This is a genomic window from Pantoea sp. Lu_F5_004 (genome assembly GCF_051136245.1).
In the GTDB taxonomy this organism is placed as follows: Bacteria; Pseudomonadota; Gammaproteobacteria; order Enterobacterales; family Enterobacteriaceae; genus Pantoea; species Pantoea agglomerans.
Genome location: NZ_CP194946.1, coordinates 1,484,496 through 1,503,409 on the forward strand (window position 1 = coordinate 1,484,496; position 18,914 = coordinate 1,503,409).

The 18,914-nt window shown below is 52.6% G+C and carries 14 protein-coding genes; all 14 read left to right on the top strand.

Going from position 1 to position 18,914, the window contains the following annotated elements; all coding sequences use genetic code 11:
* The first annotated feature begins 2 nt into the window (after positions 1 to 2).
* The 14 genes from wzc (at position 3) to ACR8BN_RS06925 (ending at position 18,908) form a co-directional block, all read left to right on the top strand.
* Complete coding sequence (gene wzc, locus ACR8BN_RS06860) at positions 3 to 2,180, top strand: tyrosine-protein kinase Wzc (RefSeq protein WP_039391508.1); 2,178 nt, start codon at positions 3 to 5, stop codon at positions 2,178 to 2,180.
* 277 nt (positions 2,181 to 2,457) lie between these two features.
* Positions 2,458 to 3,597 (top strand): EpsG family protein, encoded by a 1,140-nt coding sequence (locus tag ACR8BN_RS06865; RefSeq protein WP_039391510.1) that lies wholly within the window; start codon positions 2,458 to 2,460, stop codon positions 3,595 to 3,597.
* A gap of 14 nt (positions 3,598 to 3,611) precedes the next feature.
* The gene (locus tag ACR8BN_RS06870; protein WP_039391512.1) at positions 3,612 to 4,313 is read left to right on the top strand and encodes an SGNH/GDSL hydrolase family protein; all 702 of its coding nucleotides are present in this window, start codon (positions 3,612 to 3,614) and stop codon (positions 4,311 to 4,313) included.
* Positions 4,314 to 4,346: 33 nt separating this feature from the next.
* Positions 4,347 to 5,525 carry an acyltransferase family protein gene (locus ACR8BN_RS06875; protein WP_050680146.1) on the top strand — a complete coding sequence of 393 codons (1,179 nt, stop codon included), beginning with the start codon at positions 4,347 to 4,349 and terminating at the stop codon, positions 5,523 to 5,525.
* Positions 5,526 to 5,600: 75 nt separating this feature from the next.
* The gene (locus tag ACR8BN_RS06880; RefSeq protein WP_050680145.1) at positions 5,601 to 6,518 is read left to right on the top strand and encodes a glycosyltransferase family 2 protein; all 918 of its coding nucleotides are present in this window, start codon (positions 5,601 to 5,603) and stop codon (positions 6,516 to 6,518) included.
* Between the two features lie 69 nt (positions 6,519 to 6,587).
* Positions 6,588 to 7,340, top strand: a complete 753-nt coding sequence (locus ACR8BN_RS06885) for a glycosyltransferase family 2 protein (protein WP_064703719.1) — start codon at positions 6,588 to 6,590, stop codon at positions 7,338 to 7,340.
* Positions 7,341 to 7,386: 46 nt separating this feature from the next.
* Positions 7,387 to 8,421 (top strand): glycosyltransferase, encoded by a 1,035-nt coding sequence (locus ACR8BN_RS06890; RefSeq protein WP_050680144.1) that lies wholly within the window; start codon positions 7,387 to 7,389, stop codon positions 8,419 to 8,421.
* A gap of 82 nt (positions 8,422 to 8,503) precedes the next feature.
* On the top strand, positions 8,504 to 10,720 hold the full coding sequence (locus ACR8BN_RS06895; protein WP_425011875.1) for a phage tailspike protein: 2,217 nt from the start codon (positions 8,504 to 8,506) through the stop codon (positions 10,718 to 10,720).
* Positions 10,721 to 10,879: 159 nt separating this feature from the next.
* Positions 10,880 to 12,142, top strand: coding sequence for a colanic acid biosynthesis pyruvyl transferase WcaK (wcaK, locus tag ACR8BN_RS06900; RefSeq protein WP_368656809.1), 1,263 nt, complete (start codon positions 10,880 to 10,882; stop codon positions 12,140 to 12,142).
* A 4-nt stretch (positions 12,143 to 12,146) separates the two neighbouring features.
* Entirely contained in the window at positions 12,147 to 13,370 is a 1,224-nt protein-coding gene (locus ACR8BN_RS06905; RefSeq protein WP_031591356.1) for a glycosyltransferase, read from the top strand.
* Entirely contained in the window at positions 13,367 to 14,707 is a 1,341-nt protein-coding gene (locus ACR8BN_RS06910; protein WP_031591354.1) for a lipopolysaccharide biosynthesis protein, read from the top strand. The genes ACR8BN_RS06905 and ACR8BN_RS06910 overlap by 4 nt, the downstream gene beginning before the upstream one ends.
* Before the next feature lie 278 nt (positions 14,708 to 14,985).
* On the top strand, positions 14,986 to 15,888 hold the full coding sequence (galF, locus tag ACR8BN_RS06915) for a UTP--glucose-1-phosphate uridylyltransferase GalF (protein ID WP_039391521.1): 903 nt from the start codon (positions 14,986 to 14,988) through the stop codon (positions 15,886 to 15,888).
* A 42-nt stretch (positions 15,889 to 15,930) separates the two neighbouring features.
* Positions 15,931 to 16,944: a UDP-glucose 4-epimerase GalE gene (gene galE / locus ACR8BN_RS06920; protein WP_010670976.1), complete on the top strand. Its 1,014-nt coding sequence runs from the start codon at positions 15,931 to 15,933 to the stop codon at positions 16,942 to 16,944.
* A 548-nt stretch (positions 16,945 to 17,492) separates the two neighbouring features.
* Positions 17,493 to 18,908, top strand: coding sequence for a mannose-1-phosphate guanylyltransferase/mannose-6-phosphate isomerase (locus ACR8BN_RS06925; RefSeq protein WP_434747441.1), 1,416 nt, complete (start codon positions 17,493 to 17,495; stop codon positions 18,906 to 18,908).
* Positions 18,909 to 18,914: the final 6 nt, after the last annotated feature.

The window sequence follows — 18,914 nt, forward strand, 5'->3', positions numbered from 1 at the left end:
CCATGAATACAAAAAATAAGGTCAGAACCGCGCCGGGAGAGGATTCGAATGGATGGGATCTGGCGCATCTTGTGGGACAGCTAATTGATCATCGCTGGATCATTGTTGCCGTTACTGCATTCTTTATGCTGGCGGGAACACTCTACACACTGTTTGCAACACCGATTTATAGTGCAGATGCGTTAGTTCAGGTTGAGCAGAAGAATGCCAGCACCGTTCTGAACGAAATTGACAGCATTCTGCCACCGACGCCAGCCTCTGATACAGAAATCGAGATTCTGGAATCCCGTATGGTCATCGGTAAAACCGTTGACGATCTGGGTCTGGATACCGTGGTTGAGCAGAATTACTTCCCGGTTATCGGCAAAGGTCTGTCGCGCCTGATGGGCAACAAACCTGCGAATATCGCCATCTCGCGCCTGGAAATCCCACGGACTGTCGAAAAACGTAACGTTGAACTGGAAGTGACCGGTCCGGATAGCTACACCGTCTCAAAAAATGGCGATGAGCTGTTCAAAGGTAAAGTCGGCCAGCTGGAGTCGCACGGCGACATCAGCATGCTGGTGAGCGAGATTCATGCCGATGAAGGCACCAGCTTCACTGTGACCAAGCTGAATAACCTGCAGGCGATCAATTCTGTACTCTCCAACCTGACCGTAGCAGACAAAGGTAAAGATACCGGCGTGCTGGGTCTGGAGTATCTGGGTGAAGATCCAGAGCAGATTAGCAAAGTCCTGAACCAGATCGTGAACAACTATCTGTTACAGAACGTTGAGCGCAAGTCAGAGCAGGCCGAGAAAAGCCTGGAGTTCTTACGCACTCAGCTGCCTGCCGTTCGCAGTAAGCTGGATGAAGCGGAAAACAAGCTGAACACGTTCCGTCGTCAGAACGAATCGGTTGACCTGTCACTGGAAGCCAAATCCGCCCTGGACTCTTCTGTTAGCGTGCAGAGCCAGTTGAATGAACTGACCTTCCGTGAAGCTGAAGTGTCTCAGCTGTTTACCAAAGATCACCCGACTTACCGCGCGCTGCTGGAAAAACGCAAAACGCTGGAAGGTGAACAGGCTCAGCTGAACAAGAAAATTTCTGGTATGCCACAGACTCAGCAGGAAATCTTGCGTCTGACCCGTGATGTTCAGTCTGGTCAGGAGATTTACATGCAGCTGCTGAACCGCCAGCAGGAGCTGAGTATCAGCAAAGCCAGTACCGTGGGTGATGTCCGCATCATCGATGGCGCGCAGACCGCTAACTCGCCGGTTGCACCGAAGAAGCTGCTGATCATCGCCGCGAGCCTGATTTTCGGTCTGTTCGTGTCAGTGGGTCTGGTTCTGCTGAAAGCGCTGCTGCACCACGGCATCGAGAACCCGGATCAGCTGGAAGAGCTGGGCATGAATGTCTATGCCAGCGTTCCCCTGTCTGACTGGCAGCGTAAGAAGGATACTGAAGCCCTGGCGCGTCGTGGCAGCAAGGTGAAAACCGATCCGCACGAAACGCTGCTGGCGCTGGGTAACCCAACTGACCTCTCTATCGAAGCGATTCGTAGCCTGCGTACCAGCCTGCACTTCGCGATGATGGAAGCGAAAAATAATATCCTGATGATCACCGGCGCCAGCCCGGGTATTGGTAAAACCTTTATCTGTGCCAACCTGGCGACCCTGGTCGCAAAAGCGGGTCAGCGTGTTCTGTTTATTGATGGCGACATGCGTCGTGGTTACACCCACGAACTGCTGGGCGCGGATAACAAATCAGGTCTGTCGAACGTGCTGTCCGGCAAAACTGAGTTCAGCCCGGCGCTGATTCAGCAGGGCGTCTACGGTTTCGATTTCCTGCCACGTGGTCAGGTTCCGCCGAACCCGTCTGAGCTGCTGATGCATCGTCGCATGGGTGAGTTGCTGGAATGGGCAAGCAAGAACTACGACCTGGTGTTAATTGATACGCCGCCAATCCTGGCCGTCACCGATGCGTCAATTATCGGTAAGCTGGCCGGCACCTCGCTGATGGTGGCGCGTTTCGAAGCCAACACCACTAAAGAAGTGGACGTCAGCTTCAAACGCTTTGCCCAGAACGGTATTGAGATTAAAGGTGTGATCCTCAACGCCGTGGTGCGTAAAGCCGCCAATGCGTACGGCCATGGTTATGACTACTATGCCTATGACTATAGCAAGCCCACCAAAGGCTGATCATTGAGTAATAAACAGGGGGCGGTCTGACCGCCCCTTTTTATCGTCCTTTTGAATGACGACACGCATCAATTTACACAGGTTATTCTGTCCAACCCCACAAAAGCGATACCTCTATAAATCGCATGGCGAGCGTCACTCAACAGAATTCATCACCAGCATGGCATTGCCTGCACGCATTGTGTGACCGTCCTGTCAGGCTCATTGAAAAGCCAGTCGGGAAGGCGAAGCGTGATTATTGCTGGCATGAGAACTTGTGGAATTAAGGAATCACACCATGGCTCCATATTGGTATGTATCAGGCTTTTTACTGCTGCTTTCGCTGTTTGAAATACTGCTAAAAAAAGACGAACGCACCTCTCATATACTGACTTATCTGCTCTGCATCGCGACCGTGACGCTAATTGTGTTCGGCGGTATCCGCGGACTTGGCACGGGTATGGATGATTATCAGTACCGCAGCTTCTTTGAAGATTTTATCCGGCGTATTGAGGTCAACGGCTTCTTCAATACCGTGGCGTTTTTCCGCTATGAGCCACTGATCTTTGCCATTGCCTGGCTGACCAGCCTGTTTTCCCATAATGCCAGCGCCTTTCTGTTCGTCTTCTCGATCCTGGCGGTGGGAACGAATGCCATCTTCTTTAAAAAGATGTCTCCTTATCCGGTGCTGGCACTGGCGCTCTATTCAGCCCATATCTTCATCAACAAAGATGTTAACCAGATCCGCTTTGGGCTGAGTTCAGCTTTCTTCCTGGGAGTGATCTGGACGCTATATCTGAAGCGTTACTGGCTGGCATTTGGCTTCTTTGTTCTCTCATTCATCAGTCACAATACCGCTGTTATGGTGGTCACGTTAATTCCTTTCCTGTTCCTGCGTGAGCGTCGCTGGTTCCCGATTGCGATTATTGTGCTGAGTATCCCAGCCTCGAAAGTCGGTGGGATGGGCTTCGTTACAGCCATTGCCGGACACCTGGGTGGATTAGGGGAGAGGGCAGCTGGCTACAACAATGACAACGCAGCGACAGCCAGTACCGGTAGTGTTTTCTCGGTGTCGAACCTGAAAAACGTAGCACTGGTCTTTATTTTTGTTTACTTCATGCTGTCGGATCGCCTGAAGCGTGAAAATTATGATGTCTGGCGACTGAACTACCTGCTGATTATCACCTTTGCAATCGGCGGCGCTATCAGGATCTTTTTCTACAACTACTCATCGGGCGCTCGTCTCTCAAACTACCTGCTGCAGGTTGAGCCGATCGTTCTGACGCTATTGATCTACCAGTCAAAGAGAGTCTGGAAGCCCGTGATGTTTGCGATGTTTGTTTTCTTCCAGATGTACTACCTCTACTACAACACCATTTCGCTTAAACAGGCGGTAGTAGGGTATGAAGTGGCGCGTGAATTTAAGTTAGTTCACTAAGACGAGAGCTGAAAATGATTCGATTATCCCCCCTGTTTTTGATTGCCGCGCCGTTACTGGCGCAGGCAACAGATGCCCCGGCTTCGGTTGTGATCGCAGCCTATGGCGACTCGACTACCGCCGGTGTGACTTCTTCTGGTGGACGCAACGTCATCAGCAAAGAGAATGAAATGACCTGGCTGCAGCAGATGCTGCAGGAAAAATATGGACCGGGCGTGCGTATCGAAAATCATGGTTCGCCGGGCGCGCAGGTCTCAGAACTGGTTAACTCAAAAGTGAGCTGGGAACAGCGTATGGCGCAATCGGATGCCAGCATCATTCTGATCAACTACGCCATTAATGATGCGCGCGTCTTTTCGGGTAAGGATCGTCATGGCGCTGAAAGTCCGCAGGAGTTTAACCGTATCCTGACAGAACTGGTAAAAACGGCTAAAGCTCATGGCAAACAGGTAGTGCTACAGCAGCCTAATCCGCTGTGTGGCCGTGCCGAACGCTGGAATGTCTGGCCCTATGTTTATCAGATCAATGCCGTGGCGCAGCAGCAGCAGGTGCCCGTGGTGAAGCAGTACGAGATGATTAAGCAGCAAAAAGAGTGGAGCAATCAGATGTCACCTGACTGTATTCACCCGACGAAGGATCTTTATCAGTTTAAAGCAGAGCAGACGTTCGCACTGTTAAGCCAGGATTTTGATGCTGTTTTTAAATCAACTCACTAAACAGGTTATTTAAAAACCGAGGAGCAGGGCGATATGTACGTATTAATGATGGTGCTGTCATTAGTAATGGCACTGATGGTGTTACGGTTATTCTCTTTTCACCGCGGCGTTTATAACGGCAGCGGCATTAAAAGTATCTCTGGATTGCGCGCGCTGCTTGCGAGCATCGTTGCCTTTTCACACTTTGCACATTATGTCTATTCACTCGACCATGAGTGGATTTTTGATAAAGACTATTTTGCCTGGCTGTCGCAGGGTAACTTTTTTGCCAACTCAGGTAAATTCGGTGTCGCCCTGTTTTTCATGATCTCTGCTTTCCTGTTCTATCGCTGGCTGGATAACGACAAACTGACAACCGCTGAACTGACGCACAAACTGCTGAAGTCACGTATCCGACGCATCGTGCCGATGTTCTGGTTCTCAGCGCTGCTGATCGTGATCATTGGCTGGTTCAGCGGCGATGTCGTTGCAGACGGTGGGATGCTGGTTGATGCTGTGCGCTGGTTCCTGTTTGTCGGCAATTACCATATCGGTTCGATTCCTACGGCCAATATCAACGCCGGAGTCGAATGGACGTTGCGGCTGGAGTGGCTACTCTACTTGTCAATTCCGCTTATTTATTTGCTGAATCGAGCCACCAGTAACCGCTTCAAAATGCTGCTAATCATGGGGTCGATTGGGGGAATTTTAGTCGTCGCCGTGGCGCTGCGCCTTTGGGGGTCTGCCTATACCGACCCGCGTCCGGTGCTGGGCTTTGCAACCGGTTATCTGGCATGGCACTACCGCGACCGCTTCATGGCATTCCGCTCATCCGGTGCGGCGGCGTCGTTGGCCATTCTGCTGGCGGTTATTGCGCTGTTCTTTACCAGCAGCACGTTTTATTACCTGATTTTCCTCGTGCTTCTGGCCGTGGTGTTTTTCATCATCAGCAGCGGCAACTCGCTGTTTGGATTGCTGGAGAGCAAAACCCTGATGTCGGTGGGAGAGGTCAGCTACAGCCTCTATTTGATTCATGGCATCGTGCTTTATTTCATCAAAAAGATCCCGGAATCACTCATACAGCATAACTTCTTCTTCTATACCCTGCTTTCCACCCTGTTCTTTGTGGCGTCATTTTATGTTGCCAGACTGACCTATCTCTATGTGGAGAAGCCATTTATACGCAGTAGTCATAAGAAAAAAGACGCGGCTAACGCCTCGGCAACAATTTAGGACATCACCGGTTACCCTGCTACGTCCAAACGTTATATCTTTGAAATTGGAAATGTTTTTAATGAGGTGCTGGCAATGAAGGACATTCGCTTCTCTATCGTAATCCCCGCGTACAATGCGTCAGAATCCATTGTAACCACGCTGGATTGCGTTAAAGCGCAGACGTATCGCAATTTCGAAGTCATCATCGTTGATGATAAGTCTGCGGATGCCGCCGCCCTGGCGGACGTGGTTCGCAGCGAACGCTACCAGGATCTCAACATCAATCTGGTGCTCTCTGAGGTCAAACTCAACGGAGCCGGCGCGCGGAATAAAGGCATTGAGCTGGCAACCGGCGACTATGTCAGCTTCCTTGACGCCGATGATGAGTGGGCCACTGACAAACTGCAGCAGGTGAGCGAAAAAATTGCTCAGCTGGAGGCGCAGGGCAAAAAGAATTTCGTCATTTTCAGCCAGGTAAATATCTATCAGGACGGCACGTTCCTGAAAGTGATGCCGATGCAGCCGCCAGGCAAAAATGAAACGGTCGCGGAGTATCTCTTCGGCTGCTACGGCTTTATCCAGACCAGCACCATTGTGCTGAAGCGGGAAGACGCGGCAAAAATTCAGTTCGATACCCGCTACATCCGTCATCAGGATTATGATTTCTGCATTCGTGCCGACCGCATGGGCTATGACTTTGTGATGATCGCTGCACCGCTGGCGAACTACCACCTGGTCACTAAGTTTGGCTCGAAACATAAAGGCGAATCGGTGAACTACTCGATGTTCTGGCTCGATAGCATGAAGCCGCATCTGACCCCGCGTGACATCCACACCTACAAAGCTTTCAAGCTGCCGCTGCGCTACAAGATGGATGGTAAGTCGCTGATGGCGAGCCTGAGCTTTGCTCGCTACTTCTTCCTCACCAATAAAGACAACCGTGCTTATTTTATGAACCGGGTTAAAGACAAGGTCAAAGCACGTTTTGGCGGTGAAAAAGCGATCTCCTGACGCGTACCGTACCTCGCTCTGCTCCTGATGCCAGGAGCACCTCTCTTTTCGATAAATTCAGGGTTGAAGATGAATACTTCTGTTGGAACCGTTGGCATTGTCATGCCTATGTATAATGCACGTCAGACGGTGTTACGTGCGGTGCAATCGGTTATCAATCAGCACTATACCGACTGGCATCTCTATCTGGTCAATGATAAATCAACCGATGACTCGCTGGAATTTGTGCGTGAGCATTGTCAGGATTCGCGCATTACCATTCTGGATAACGCGGTCAACATGGGCGCAGCTGAGACCCGAAATGTCGGGCTACGCGCGGCCACTGAAGAGATTATCGCCTTTCTCGATAGCGACGATGAGTGGCATGCGGATAAACTGACCCAGCAGGTGGCCGCCATCGCGGCCGGTGATGATTTTGTAATTACCGAATATCACTATAAAACCCGCAAGGCTGAGCACGACATTACCTACGGCAAACCTTACCTGCAGCAGGAAAACTTTGTGAAGAAGCAGTATCGCGTCTGCTTCTCCTCCGTCTGTTTCCGCCGTCCGCCGCAGGGGCTTTTCTTCCAGCGCAAAGGCCACGAAGATTTCCTGTTTTTGTATGAATTATTCACCCGCTATAAGCAGGCGCGCGTAATTCAGACGATTCTGGTCAACTATTACGAATTAGGCGATTCCCTTTCCCGTAATAAGAACAAAGCAGCTCAGTGGCACCTTGAATTATTAAGAATTATCTATAAAAACAATCCTTTAAAAATCTATTACTATTACGCCTGGTATATGGTGAATGGTGTGCTGTTTACCCTTAAGCATCGTTAAGCCTGTCGGCAGGATTGTCTTTAAAATTTGAGGTGGATAGCGTTTCATGAAAAAAATTGTCCTGGTGATCAAAGATGCTTATTCGTATGCGGGCACCGAGAACATCTGTAACTTCATGTCAGAGTGTCTTGGCGAGACCCATGAAGTCACCATCTACTCGCTGGAAGGCAGTGGAAAAACCTTTTATCCGTTTGAGCACGTCAAACAGATCGTCAGCTTTGAAGGGCAGAGCAATCCGATCAAAAGTGCGGTTGCCCGGATTCACGAAGAGGGTTTCGATACCGTCTTCCTGATCAGCATGGGTCGCCTGAGCGTGATGTTCGCTTTCTGGAATCTGCTGGCGATGAAGAAAAAGCGGGGCAAAGCCTACGCCTGCGAACACATCGCCATTAACTCCTTCAGCAAACCGATTAAGTTCCTCAAGTTTCTGCTGCTGCGCTACTACGACCGCGTGATTGTTCTGACCGACAAAGATCATCAGGTGTTCAGCCGCTGGCGCATTCCCAGCAAACAAATCCCCAACCCGGTGGTTTACAAAGACTATCAGCGCCAGACCCGTCATCGCCAGGCGCTGGCAGTTGGCCGACTGGATAACCAGAAGGGCTTTGACCTGATGCTGGATATCTGGCGCGACTTTGCCCGCAGCCATCCTGACTGGACGCTGGTCATTGCCGGTGACGGTGAACTGCGTCAGCAGCTGCACGACCAGGCTGCCGTGTTGGGCATCACCGACAGCGTGAAGTTTGTCGGCAAGGTCAGCAATATTAATGACTACTATCGCGACAGCGATATGGCGCTGATGACCTCGCGCTATGAGGGATTGCCACTGGTGCTGCTGGAAGCAAAATCCTGGTCACTGCCGGTAGTGGCATATGACTGCCCGACCGGTCCACAGGAGATCATCAATCACGGTGAAGATGGTTTCCTGGTTCCGATGAACGACAAAGCCACGTTTCTGGCCCGAATGGAGCAGCTCGCCAGCGATGACGTGCTGTTCTATGCCATGAGCGAAAAAACAAAACAGACCGCGCTGAAATTCGACGGTAATCAGATTAAGCAAAGCTGGCTGTCACTGGTTTAACCGGAGCTGGAAAAGCTCACTTGCGACGTGCCTCAGGGACACCGCCATGGCCAATGGCCTTATTGACTACGGGAAATGATGCATGAAAAGAAGAGAAGTTTTACAGACCGCCGCCTCCGCTCTGGTGGGGGCTCTCTCCGTGAGCACCTTTTCCAGCTACGCTGCAAAAAGTAACGGTATCGCCCTGAAGCCGGTTGATGCCACTGACGTGCCTAAAAGCGACGTGCCAATCCTGACCCCGGAAAATGTCTATGCCATGCCGCCGCAGTTCTGGCAGGGCTTTGAAGGCAAACTGTGGATTGGTAAAGCAGGTGCAGATGCCAGCAAACCGGGCAACCAGATCCCGGTCTTCCTGCGTGATGCCAGCGGCAAAGTGTCGGAGATTGCTCAGCCTATCGCGCTGAACAAAGGCAACTTTGCCCAGTTTATTCAGGACAATGCTGCGCTGATTGCTAATCCTTCGCATTCGATGGCAGTCGAGGATAGCAACGGTCAGACGCTGTTCAACATCGCCGATGTCAGCCGTCCGGGCGCTGCAGATTTCAGTCAGCGTCTGGCCCAGCCTGCCGGTTATCAGCTGATTGGTGAGATCCCGTCCGTAGCGGAGTTACGCAAAACCCGTCCGCTGTTTGAAGGGGCGAAGGTTAAGCTTAAAAGCTGGCATGAAGGACGGGAAGTCGGCGGCGGCGAGTTTGTCGGCAGCTTCCAGCCCGCTCAGAATGATGGCGGCGTCATCTTTGCCGGGCAGGGCTTTCACTGGCGTCGCGTGGTAGACGATTTTAACCGCCTGACCCTGTTTGATTTCGGTGCGATTGCCGATGGCCAGACCGATACGGCGCCCGCCATTATGGCGATGTTCCAGTGGTCACAGCAGGCAAACCAGCAGATTTGTATCCAGTTCCCGGCCGGTACCTTTATGGTCTCCGCTTGTAACCTGGGCGAAAAGAATCTTAATTTATTCCGTATCTCAGGGGCGATGGTGAACTTCGGCTACTTCCCGGCGACCACGATTGTCTCTGATGGCAAATCAGACTTCGTCTTTGAGATGAATGCCCGTCGCGTTGAGCTTTCAAACCTCATTTTCAACGGCAACACCGACAAAAATCCAAATCAGCAGGGGCTGTTCCAAAATACCTGTCCGGGTGGACAATTTTTCCGTGGTGCCTGCCTGCGCTTTACTGCTGTCGGCGGCACCGCCATCAGCCTGCTGGACACACTCGATTGTAAAATCGACCAGTGGTACGCCTCACGCTGCAGCGGCGATGTGATTAAAGCGGGCTGGTCAGGACAAAAGCAGGGCAACTGGGACCACAGTACTGCGATTGAGCTGTCAAACTTTAACGCGCAGCATTGCCGCGGCGGTAAAGTGCTTAACCTGCCGCGCTGTGCTCAGTCGATCATCCATAATGGCTGGATTGAGCACTGTGATAACCCTGGCGATATCTCCAACGGCCAGTGGATTGTCGATGCGCTCAGCATTGAGGATTGTAAGAATCCGCTGATCGCACATAACAGCCGTCTGAACATGCGCCAGACCAGCCTGCAGTCGGGCAGCTGGATCGACAACTCCATGCAGGGCGACCGTCTGCTCAGCATCTGGGAGATGGGATCGACCCGCGTGGAGTCCTATGGCGTCGCGCTGGATGGCAGCCTGAAGTACAACTACATCACCTCGCGCTGGCGTTTAGAGAACAACACGAATCAGGAGACCTGGTTTGATCTCGGCAGCCTCTACTCCCCGACGGTGGGTGACTCGTGGGAGATCGAAATTTTTGGTCAGTCACAGTTCAGCAATGGCAGTGGCGATAAGCCGCTGATGAACCTGATCGGTGACAAGACCACCGGTGGCCGCGCGGTGATCCACGTACAGCGCAAAAAGGATCGCTCTGAAGCGAGCTGGTCGGCCGAAGGCAGCAGCCCGATTGTCGATGTACGCTATGTGGCTGAGCATGACACCGATGTCCGCATCTTCATCAAACTGGCGGGCTGGACGCCGTCGGTGGCCGTGCTGGTGAAAACCACCGGTAAAGATCGCTTTGTCACCGGTCGCTGTGCGCGCGTTAACGCGAAGATGGAGAAGGGCAATCCTCCGGCGGGCGACGCGACTAAACGCGCGCCGCAGCGCTTCAGCCTGCACAACGGCAAAGCGGGCGTGGGTGCCAACGAGCAGGGCGATCTGCTGATGGCTTCGCGTCCGCTCTCTGCCGATCAGGTCGATACCAGCAAGCCGGAAGGCTTTGTTTCCGTCGTGATCAACGGCAAACAGGTCGCACTGCCTTACTTCGCAATCAAGTCGTAACACCTTGCATCACGGCCGCCACAACGGAGGCGGCCGGTTTTAACAGGAGCACTACCTTTGGGTGCGTTATCCCGTAAAGCATGACTTTAAACAGAGTTCATTTTGCCCATTGCGGATCTGGGCGGCTTACAGAATTAAAAAAATTTATTCGGAGTTGTTATGAAAATTTTATTGGTGGGTAACCACACGTGTGGGAATCGCGGGGATGGCGCGATTCTTCGTGGACTGATTGATTCAATGAAGTCTGCACGCAGTGATTTAGAGATTGATGTTATAAGCCGTTATCCAACCAGCTCCGGTTATCTGCTCCAGCAGGATATTCAGCAGGACGCGCTGTATCTGCACAACAGCAAATCAGGCAAAGGCCTGGTCGGGTCGTTTAAGCGTAAAGTTGCGAACCGCCTGATGCCCGATATCATGATGGCGCATCTGGGCAAGGGCGGCATCTTTAAGTCTTTCTCTGTACCCCCGCACCTGAAGGCGTTTACTGACAGCCTGGCAAAATATGATGCGATTATTCAGGTTGGCGGATCGTTCTTCGTTGACCTCTATGGCGTGACCCAGTTTGATCATGCGCTCTGTGCGCTGATGGCAAAAAAGCCGATCTACCTGATCGGTCATTCGGTGGGGCCATTCCAGAACCCGCGCGTCAATGCGCTGGCGAACTTTGTCTTTGATCGGGTCGACAGCCTGGTGCTGCGTGAATCGGTCAGCCTTGACCTGATGAAGCGCGATGGCGTGACCAGCTCTAAAATCGCGTCTGGCGTTGATACCGCTTTCCTGGTGCGGGCACGCGAAGTCGAAAACCCGAGCCATAACCTGCTCTACTGGCAGGGCATTATCGATGGCCGTAAAACCATCGCGATTACCGTGCGTGAACTGGCACCGTTTGATAAACGTCTGGGTGTAACGCAGAAAGAGTATGAAGCGGCGTTTGGCCGGGTGATCAATGCCATGATCGCGGAAGGTTATCAGGTCGTGGCGTTCTCAACCTGTACCGGCATCGACAGCTATGCCAAAGATGACCGCATGGTCGCACTGACCCTGCGTGACCACGTAGCGCAGCCTGAACATTACCATGTCATCATGGATGAGTTTAATGACCTGGAGCTGGGCATCCTGCTGAATCATTGTCATCTGACCATTGGTACCCGCCTGCACTCGGCGATTATCTCCATGAACTTTGGCACCCCGGCTGTGGCGATCAACTACGAGCACAAGTCGATGGGTGTGATGAACCAGCTTGGTCTGCCGCAGATGGCAACCGATGTGAAAAGCCTGATGGATGGCTCGCTAATCGATAAAGTGAAAACTGTGCTTGCCGATTACGACAACATCAAGCTTAAGGTCGACACGGCCGTTGCGAATGAAAGGGAAATTGGCAACCGGATCACTGAAGAGATTCTCAAAGTATTAGGGTAATGTGATGAAACTGACTTTTTTCACCATGCGTTTCCCGGTTGCCTCTGAGACATTCGTATTAAATCAGGTAACCCATTTTATTGATGCCGGTTACGAGGTGGAGATTATTTCAGTCTTTCCCGGCGATTTAGTGAACCGGCATGCCGCTTTTGATGAGTATGGCCTGGCGGCGAAAACGCATTATCTGCTGCCGGAAGAGAAGGTCTCGATTGTCGATAAGCTGAACCAGCGCATTAAGCTGGTGCTGCCAAAAGTGACGAAGCCGTCGCTGCTGCGTTCGCTGAATGTGCGCCGTTATGGCGCGCAGTCCAGCAAACTGCTGCTGCCGTCGATTGTGGCGAATGCAAAGCAGACCTTCACCGCAGATGTGTTCCTGGTGCATTTCGGCTATGCCGGTGCCCTGGCGAACAAACTGCGTGAGCTGGGCGTGCTCAAGGGTAAACAGGCGACCGTGTTTCACGGTGCCGATATTTCCCGTCGTCACATTCTGGAAGAGCACAAACTCGACTATGTGAATCTGTTCCGCCAGAGTGAGCTGATGCTGCCTATCAGCAATCTGTGGAAGAACAAGCTGATTGAGATGGGCTGCCCGCCGGAAAAAATTCACGTTACGCGTATGGGCATTGAGCCGGAGAAGTTTAACTTCCAGCCGCGCCAGGCGTTTCAGACGCCGCTGCGTATCGTTTCGGTGGCACGTCTGACCGAGAAGAAAGGGCTGGATGTGGCGGTCAAAGCCAGCGCCATCCTGAAGCAGCGTGGCGGTCAGTTTCAGTACACCATTATCGGTAACGGCGATCAGGATGAGATGATGCGTAATTTCATCGCCCGCGAGGGAATGGAAGATTGTGTCAGCATGCCGGGCTTTAAACCGCAGGAGGAGATCCGTCGCGCACTGAGTGAGGCTGACATCTTCCTGCTGCCCTCCAAAACCGCCGCAGATGGCGATATGGAAGGTATTCCGGTCGCACTGATGGAAGCGATGGCGGTCGGCCTGCCGGTGGTCTCAACCTTCCACAGCGGCATTCCGGAGCTAATCGAGAACAACGTATCTGGCTGGCTGGTGGAAGAGGACGATCCTGAGGCGCTGGCGGAGACGCTGCTGAAGCTCTCTCAGGGTGAAGTGGATGTGGCGCCCGTGGTCGCGGCCGCCCGTCACAAAGTTGAGACTGAATTTAATCAGCATATCGCCTACGGCGAACTGGCACAGATTCTGGAGCGACTGGTGTGAGTGGATTTAAGTCACAGGCGATTTGGCTGTTCGGCAGCACCTGCTTTTCTGCGGTGCTGCAGGTTGCACAGCTAAGCTTTCTCGCCCGCAAACTGGAAACCCACGAGCTGGGGCTGTTAGCCATCATCAACGCCATCCTGGCGGTGGCGGGTGTGCTGCAGGATATGGGAATGAGCAGTTATCTGGTGCATCGCCAGAACATTACCCGTCGTGAGCAGAGCACTATCTACTGGGTGAACGTCTCACTCAGCTTGTGTACCGGTCTGATCATGCTGCTGATCGCCTTCCCGGTTTCCTGGTTCTATCATCTGCCGGAGCTGGTGGGTCTGATCATGCTGACCAGCCTCAACTTCCTGGTGCTGGGTCATCTGTCGCAGTATCAGGCGCACTACATCAAAACCAAGCGGATGGTTTCGCTGGCGAAGATTGAGATGGGCACCAAGCTGTTTGCCTTCCTCTGTGTGGTGGCGATGCTGGAGTTCACCTCGCTCACCGTAGCAGCGGCGATTCTCGGTCTGTTCATCAACGCCTTTACCCGCATCCTCTGCATGATTGCGCTGGGTGAGAAGTCGTGGCGTCCAACCTGGGAGTTCGATAAAGCGACCTTTATCGGCGCGATTCGCTACGGCAGCTATCAGCTCGGCTCGCAGACCATTAACCAGCTGCGTACCCAGGCCGATGCGCTGGTAGTGGGTAAAGTGATGGGTGCAGAGATGCTGGGTGTTTACTCGCTGGCGAAAGAGCTGGTGCTGCAACCGCTGAAGCTGGTGACGCCGGTGATTAACCGACTGGCACTGCCACGCTTTGCAGAGAAGCAGCACGATGCCGAGCAGCTGAAGAAGCTGTTCCTGAAGGGCACGCTGGGGATCATGCTGTTCAGCAGCGCGATGTACCTTGCGATTGGTATCCTGTCACCCGTCATTGTGCGTGTACTTTATGGCGCGTCGCATGAGCAGGTCTATCACCTGATCCCGCTGATGCTGCTGTTTGGTATGCTGCGGCCGATGGGCGGTCTGACCGGCGCGATTTCCCAGGCCAACGGACGGACCAACGTTGAGTTCTACTGGAACATCGTGGCGAGTATTGTGGTTCTGGCGGTGCTGGCGACCACCTTTATCTGGCCGAACGTGCTCTATGTGGCGCTGACGCTCTCCATCTCGCAGATCCTGATATCGGCACTGGCTCATCCGTTCTTTATCAAGCCAGTGATTGGCATTCGGTTTATTCCCTATGCCCGGCAATGGGTGGCGGTGTCGGTGGTATTTGTCGGCATAATGTTGCTGGTCAATCACTTTAATCTGTTTGTGATGCCGGAATGGTTTGAAGGCTGGTTGTAATCACAATTACGTTATATCAACGGGCGGCCTCAGGGTCGCCCGTTTTCATTTATGGCTGGTCTCAGCCGCGCGGCGACCCGGGGTGGAAATAACAGAGGCGATATTCGATTACTGATTGTCTTTATTCAGTTTATGCCGTTGCTGGCAATGGGCAAAATGCCGAATTTCCAAGTTATGACAGAGAGTTACTGTCCGATTTTCAGATAAAGATTATACTTGCTCTTCCGGCCGATCCTGCATAATCGACCCACATCTTCATTTTATTAAACGGAATAAATATGACCAAGCTTAAAGCAGTAATCCCGGTTGCGGGCCTCGGTATGCATATGCTCCCTGCGACTAAAGCCATTCCGAAAGAGATGCTGCCTGTCGTCGACAAACCGATGATCCAGTACATCATTGACGAGTGTGTTGCCGCGGGTATTAAAGAGATTGTGCTGGTCACGCATGCATCGAAAAATGCCGTAGAAAACCATTTCGACACCACCTATGAGCTCGAAGCGCTGCTGGAAGCGCGCGTGAAGCGTCAGCTGCTGAGCGAAGTGCAGTCTATCTGCCCGCCAGGCGTAACCATCATGAACGTGCGCCAGGCACAGCCGCTGGGCCTGGGCCACTCGATTCTCTGTGCCCGTCCGATGATCGGTGACAATCCGTTTGTGGTCGTGCTGCCAGACGTGCTGCTGGATGACTCCACCGCTGACCACATGCGTTATAACCTTGCGGCGATGGTTGCCCGTTTTGAAGAGACCGGCCACAGCCAGGTCCTGGCGCAGCATATGCCAGCGTCCGATCTCTCTGAGTACTCAGTAATCACTACTGAAGAGCCGATTGATCACCCTGGCGACATCAGCACCATTACCGATTTCGTTGAGAAGCCTGAAGATACCGCCGGACTGAACTCTGATCTGGCTGCGGTAGGCCGCTATGTCCTTTCTGCTGATATCTGGGCGGAACTGGAGCGCACTGAGCCAGGCGCGTGGGGCCGTATCCAGCTGACCGATGCCATCGCCAGCCTGAGCAAACATAAAACCGTTGATGTTTCGCTGCTGACCGGTCACAGTTTCGACTGTGGTCGTAAGCTCGGTTACATGCAGGCGTTTGTCTCTTACGGCCTGCGCAGCAACGCGCAGGGTCGCGATTTCCGCGAAGCTATCCAGACCATCCTCGCAAAACAACAGTAATTTATTTGCCGCGTCCTGCGCGGCAGATTGAAAGGAGCTCACATGGCAATTTTAGTCACGGGCGGAGCAGGGTATATCGGCTCCCATACGGTACTGGCGCTGTTGCAGCGCGGTGATGATGTTGTGGTTCTGGATAACCTCTGCAATGCCTCACGCGAAGCGATTAACCGCGTTGAGAAACTGGCGGGTAAAAAAGCGACCTTCGTTGAAGGCGATATCCGTGATCGCGCCTGTCTGCGTGACCTGTTTGCATCCAACAGCATTTCAGCCGTAATCCACTTCGCAGCGCTAAAAGCGGTTGGTGAATCCACGCGTATGCCGCTGGAGTACTACGAGAACAACGTCGCGGGCACCGTGGTGCTGCTGGAAGAGATGCGTGATGCCGGCGTCTGGAACTTTATCTTCAGTTCATCAGCAACCGTTTATGGCGCAGATGCCCCGGTTCCTTACGTTGAGACTACCCCGATTGGCGGTACCACCAGTCCATACGGCACCTCTAAGCTGATGACCGAATTCGTGATGCGCGACTTCGCCAAAGCGGAGCCGAAGTTCAAGGCGATTGCGCTGCGTTACTTCAATCCGGTTGGCGCGCATGAGTCAGGCGAAATCGGTGAAGATCCAGCGGGCATCCCAAACAACCTGCTGCCGTACATTGCACAGGTCGCAATTGGCCGTCTGGAAAAGCTGGGCGTGTTTGGCGGTGATTACGATACGCCAGACGGTACCTGTCTGCGTGACTACATCCACGTTGTTGACCTGGCGGAAGGGCACCTGAAAGCGCTGGATTATCTGAGCAAAGTTGAGGGCTACACCGCCTTTAACCTGGGCGGCGGCAAAGGCTTCTCGGTGCTGGAGATGATCAAAGCGTTTGAGAAGGCGTCCGGCAAGGCGATCCCGTTTGAGATCAAGCCACGTCGCGATGGCGACCTGCCTGCGTTCTGGGCCGATGCGTCACTGGCAAACACGACGCTCGACTGGCGCGTGACGCGCGGCATCGATGAGATGATGCGCGATACGTGGAACTGGCAGAGTAAAAACCCGGATGGGTTTCGGTAGTCTGCGATGAAATTCAAAAAAACCCGGCTCTGGCCGGGTTTTTTTGTGCCTGCGTTAAGAGAAATTGCATATTAATGCTCACTCTCCTCACCTCAATGCCAGATTGTGACTGACTGATGACCTAATACGGAATTATCCTGGTCTGGCTTCTGTAGTGTTTAATCACAATAGCGGGTAATCCGACTCTGTGAAGAGGCGCAAAGCGCGATTCCCCATACGCTACTATGCTGTTTTGCCAGTGATTACATTTACTCATGTAGGATGAGATCAATGTTTAGTCACACTTAAGTTTTGTCACTGGCAATGAAAGATTAGGCATATTATTTTTGCCGCACAAAATGTAATATTTGCAGTTATCCCGGAGCCCGTATGCGATTGAATAAAATATAATCAGCGCATCGACAAGCTAACCTGTGAGGGGGAGATTCCTTTCACACAGCGCATTGGTTGCTGCAAGCCAGGGGCGGTAGCGTGGCCATTTACTCGCAATGAGTAAAAATTGACCCGCGTATATGCATAGCATGTTTAAATTTGTTAGAGGATGTGGAATGTTACTTCCCGTAATCATGGCCGGAGGAACCGGCAGCCGTTTATGGCCCCTTTCCCGCGAACTTTACCCAAAACAGTTTATCTGTCTGCATGGTGAGCACTCTATGCTGCAGGAGACCGTTAATCGTCTGAGCGGCGTCGAAGCACGCGCACCGATGGTCATCTGCAACGAGGAGCATCGTTTCCTGGTGGCTGAGCAGTTGCGCCAAATTAACAAGCTGTCACATAACATCATTCTCGAGCCGGTAGGGCGCAACACGGCTCCGGCTATCGCTCTGGCAGCATTGAACGCTGTGGAGCAGGGTGATGATCCGGTTCTGCTGGTGCTGGCCGCCGATCACGTGATTGAAGACCATGCTGCATTTCATCAGGCAATTAAGGTTGCCACTGCCTATGCCAAACAGGGCAAGCTGGTGACTTTCGGCATCGTGCCAACCGGCCCGGAAACCGGCTACGGCTACATTCAGCGTGGCGAAGCGCTGCCCGGCGCAGAAAATGGTCCTTATCAGGTTCAGCGCTTTGTCGAAAAACCGAACCAGAGCACTGCTGAGCAGTATCTTGAGTCCGGTGAATACTACTGGAACAGCGGCATGTTTATGTTCCGGGCCAAGCGCTATCTGCAGGAGCTGGAGAAATTCCGTCCGGATATTCTGGAAGCCTGCCGTCGCGCTATGGCGAACGTCAAAGAAGGCAACGATTTCATCAGTATTGATAAAGATGACTTTATCGCCTGTCCTGATGAGTCAGTGGATTATGCCGTCATGGAACAGACCGATGCCGCAGTCGTCGTACCGCTGGCGGCCGGATGGAGTGATGTGGGCTCCTGGTCTGCGCTGTGGGAAGTGAATGATAAAGATGCACACGGCAACTCCCTGAAGGGCGACACTTTCCTGCACAATACCAAAAACTGCTACATCAACAGTGAAGATCAGCTGGTTGCCGCCATTGGCGTTGAAAACCTGGTGATTGTGAATACCAAGGATGCCGTACTGGTCGCGCGTAAAGATCAAGTGCAGGATGTTAAGCGCGTGGTTGAATTCCTGAAAAGCGAGTGCCGCAGCGAATATCGTCGCCATCGTGAAACCTACTGGCCATGGGGACGTTGCGATCTGGTGGTCAATACGGGTCGCTTCAACGTGAACCGCATTACCGTTAAGCCGGGTGAAGCCTTTGAGTTGCAGATGCACTATCACCGGACCGAACACTGGGTCATCCTCTCCGGCACAGCAAAGGTTACCATTCAGGATAAGACCCTGCTGCTGACAGAAAACCAGTCAACCTTTATCCCAATTGGTCATCCACACACTTTAGAAAATCCGGGCAAAATTCCATTAGAACTGCTGGAAATTCAGTCGGGTTCCTACCTTGGCGATGACGACCTCATTTTGATTAAACAACAGTTTGCAAGTAAGTAAGGACAG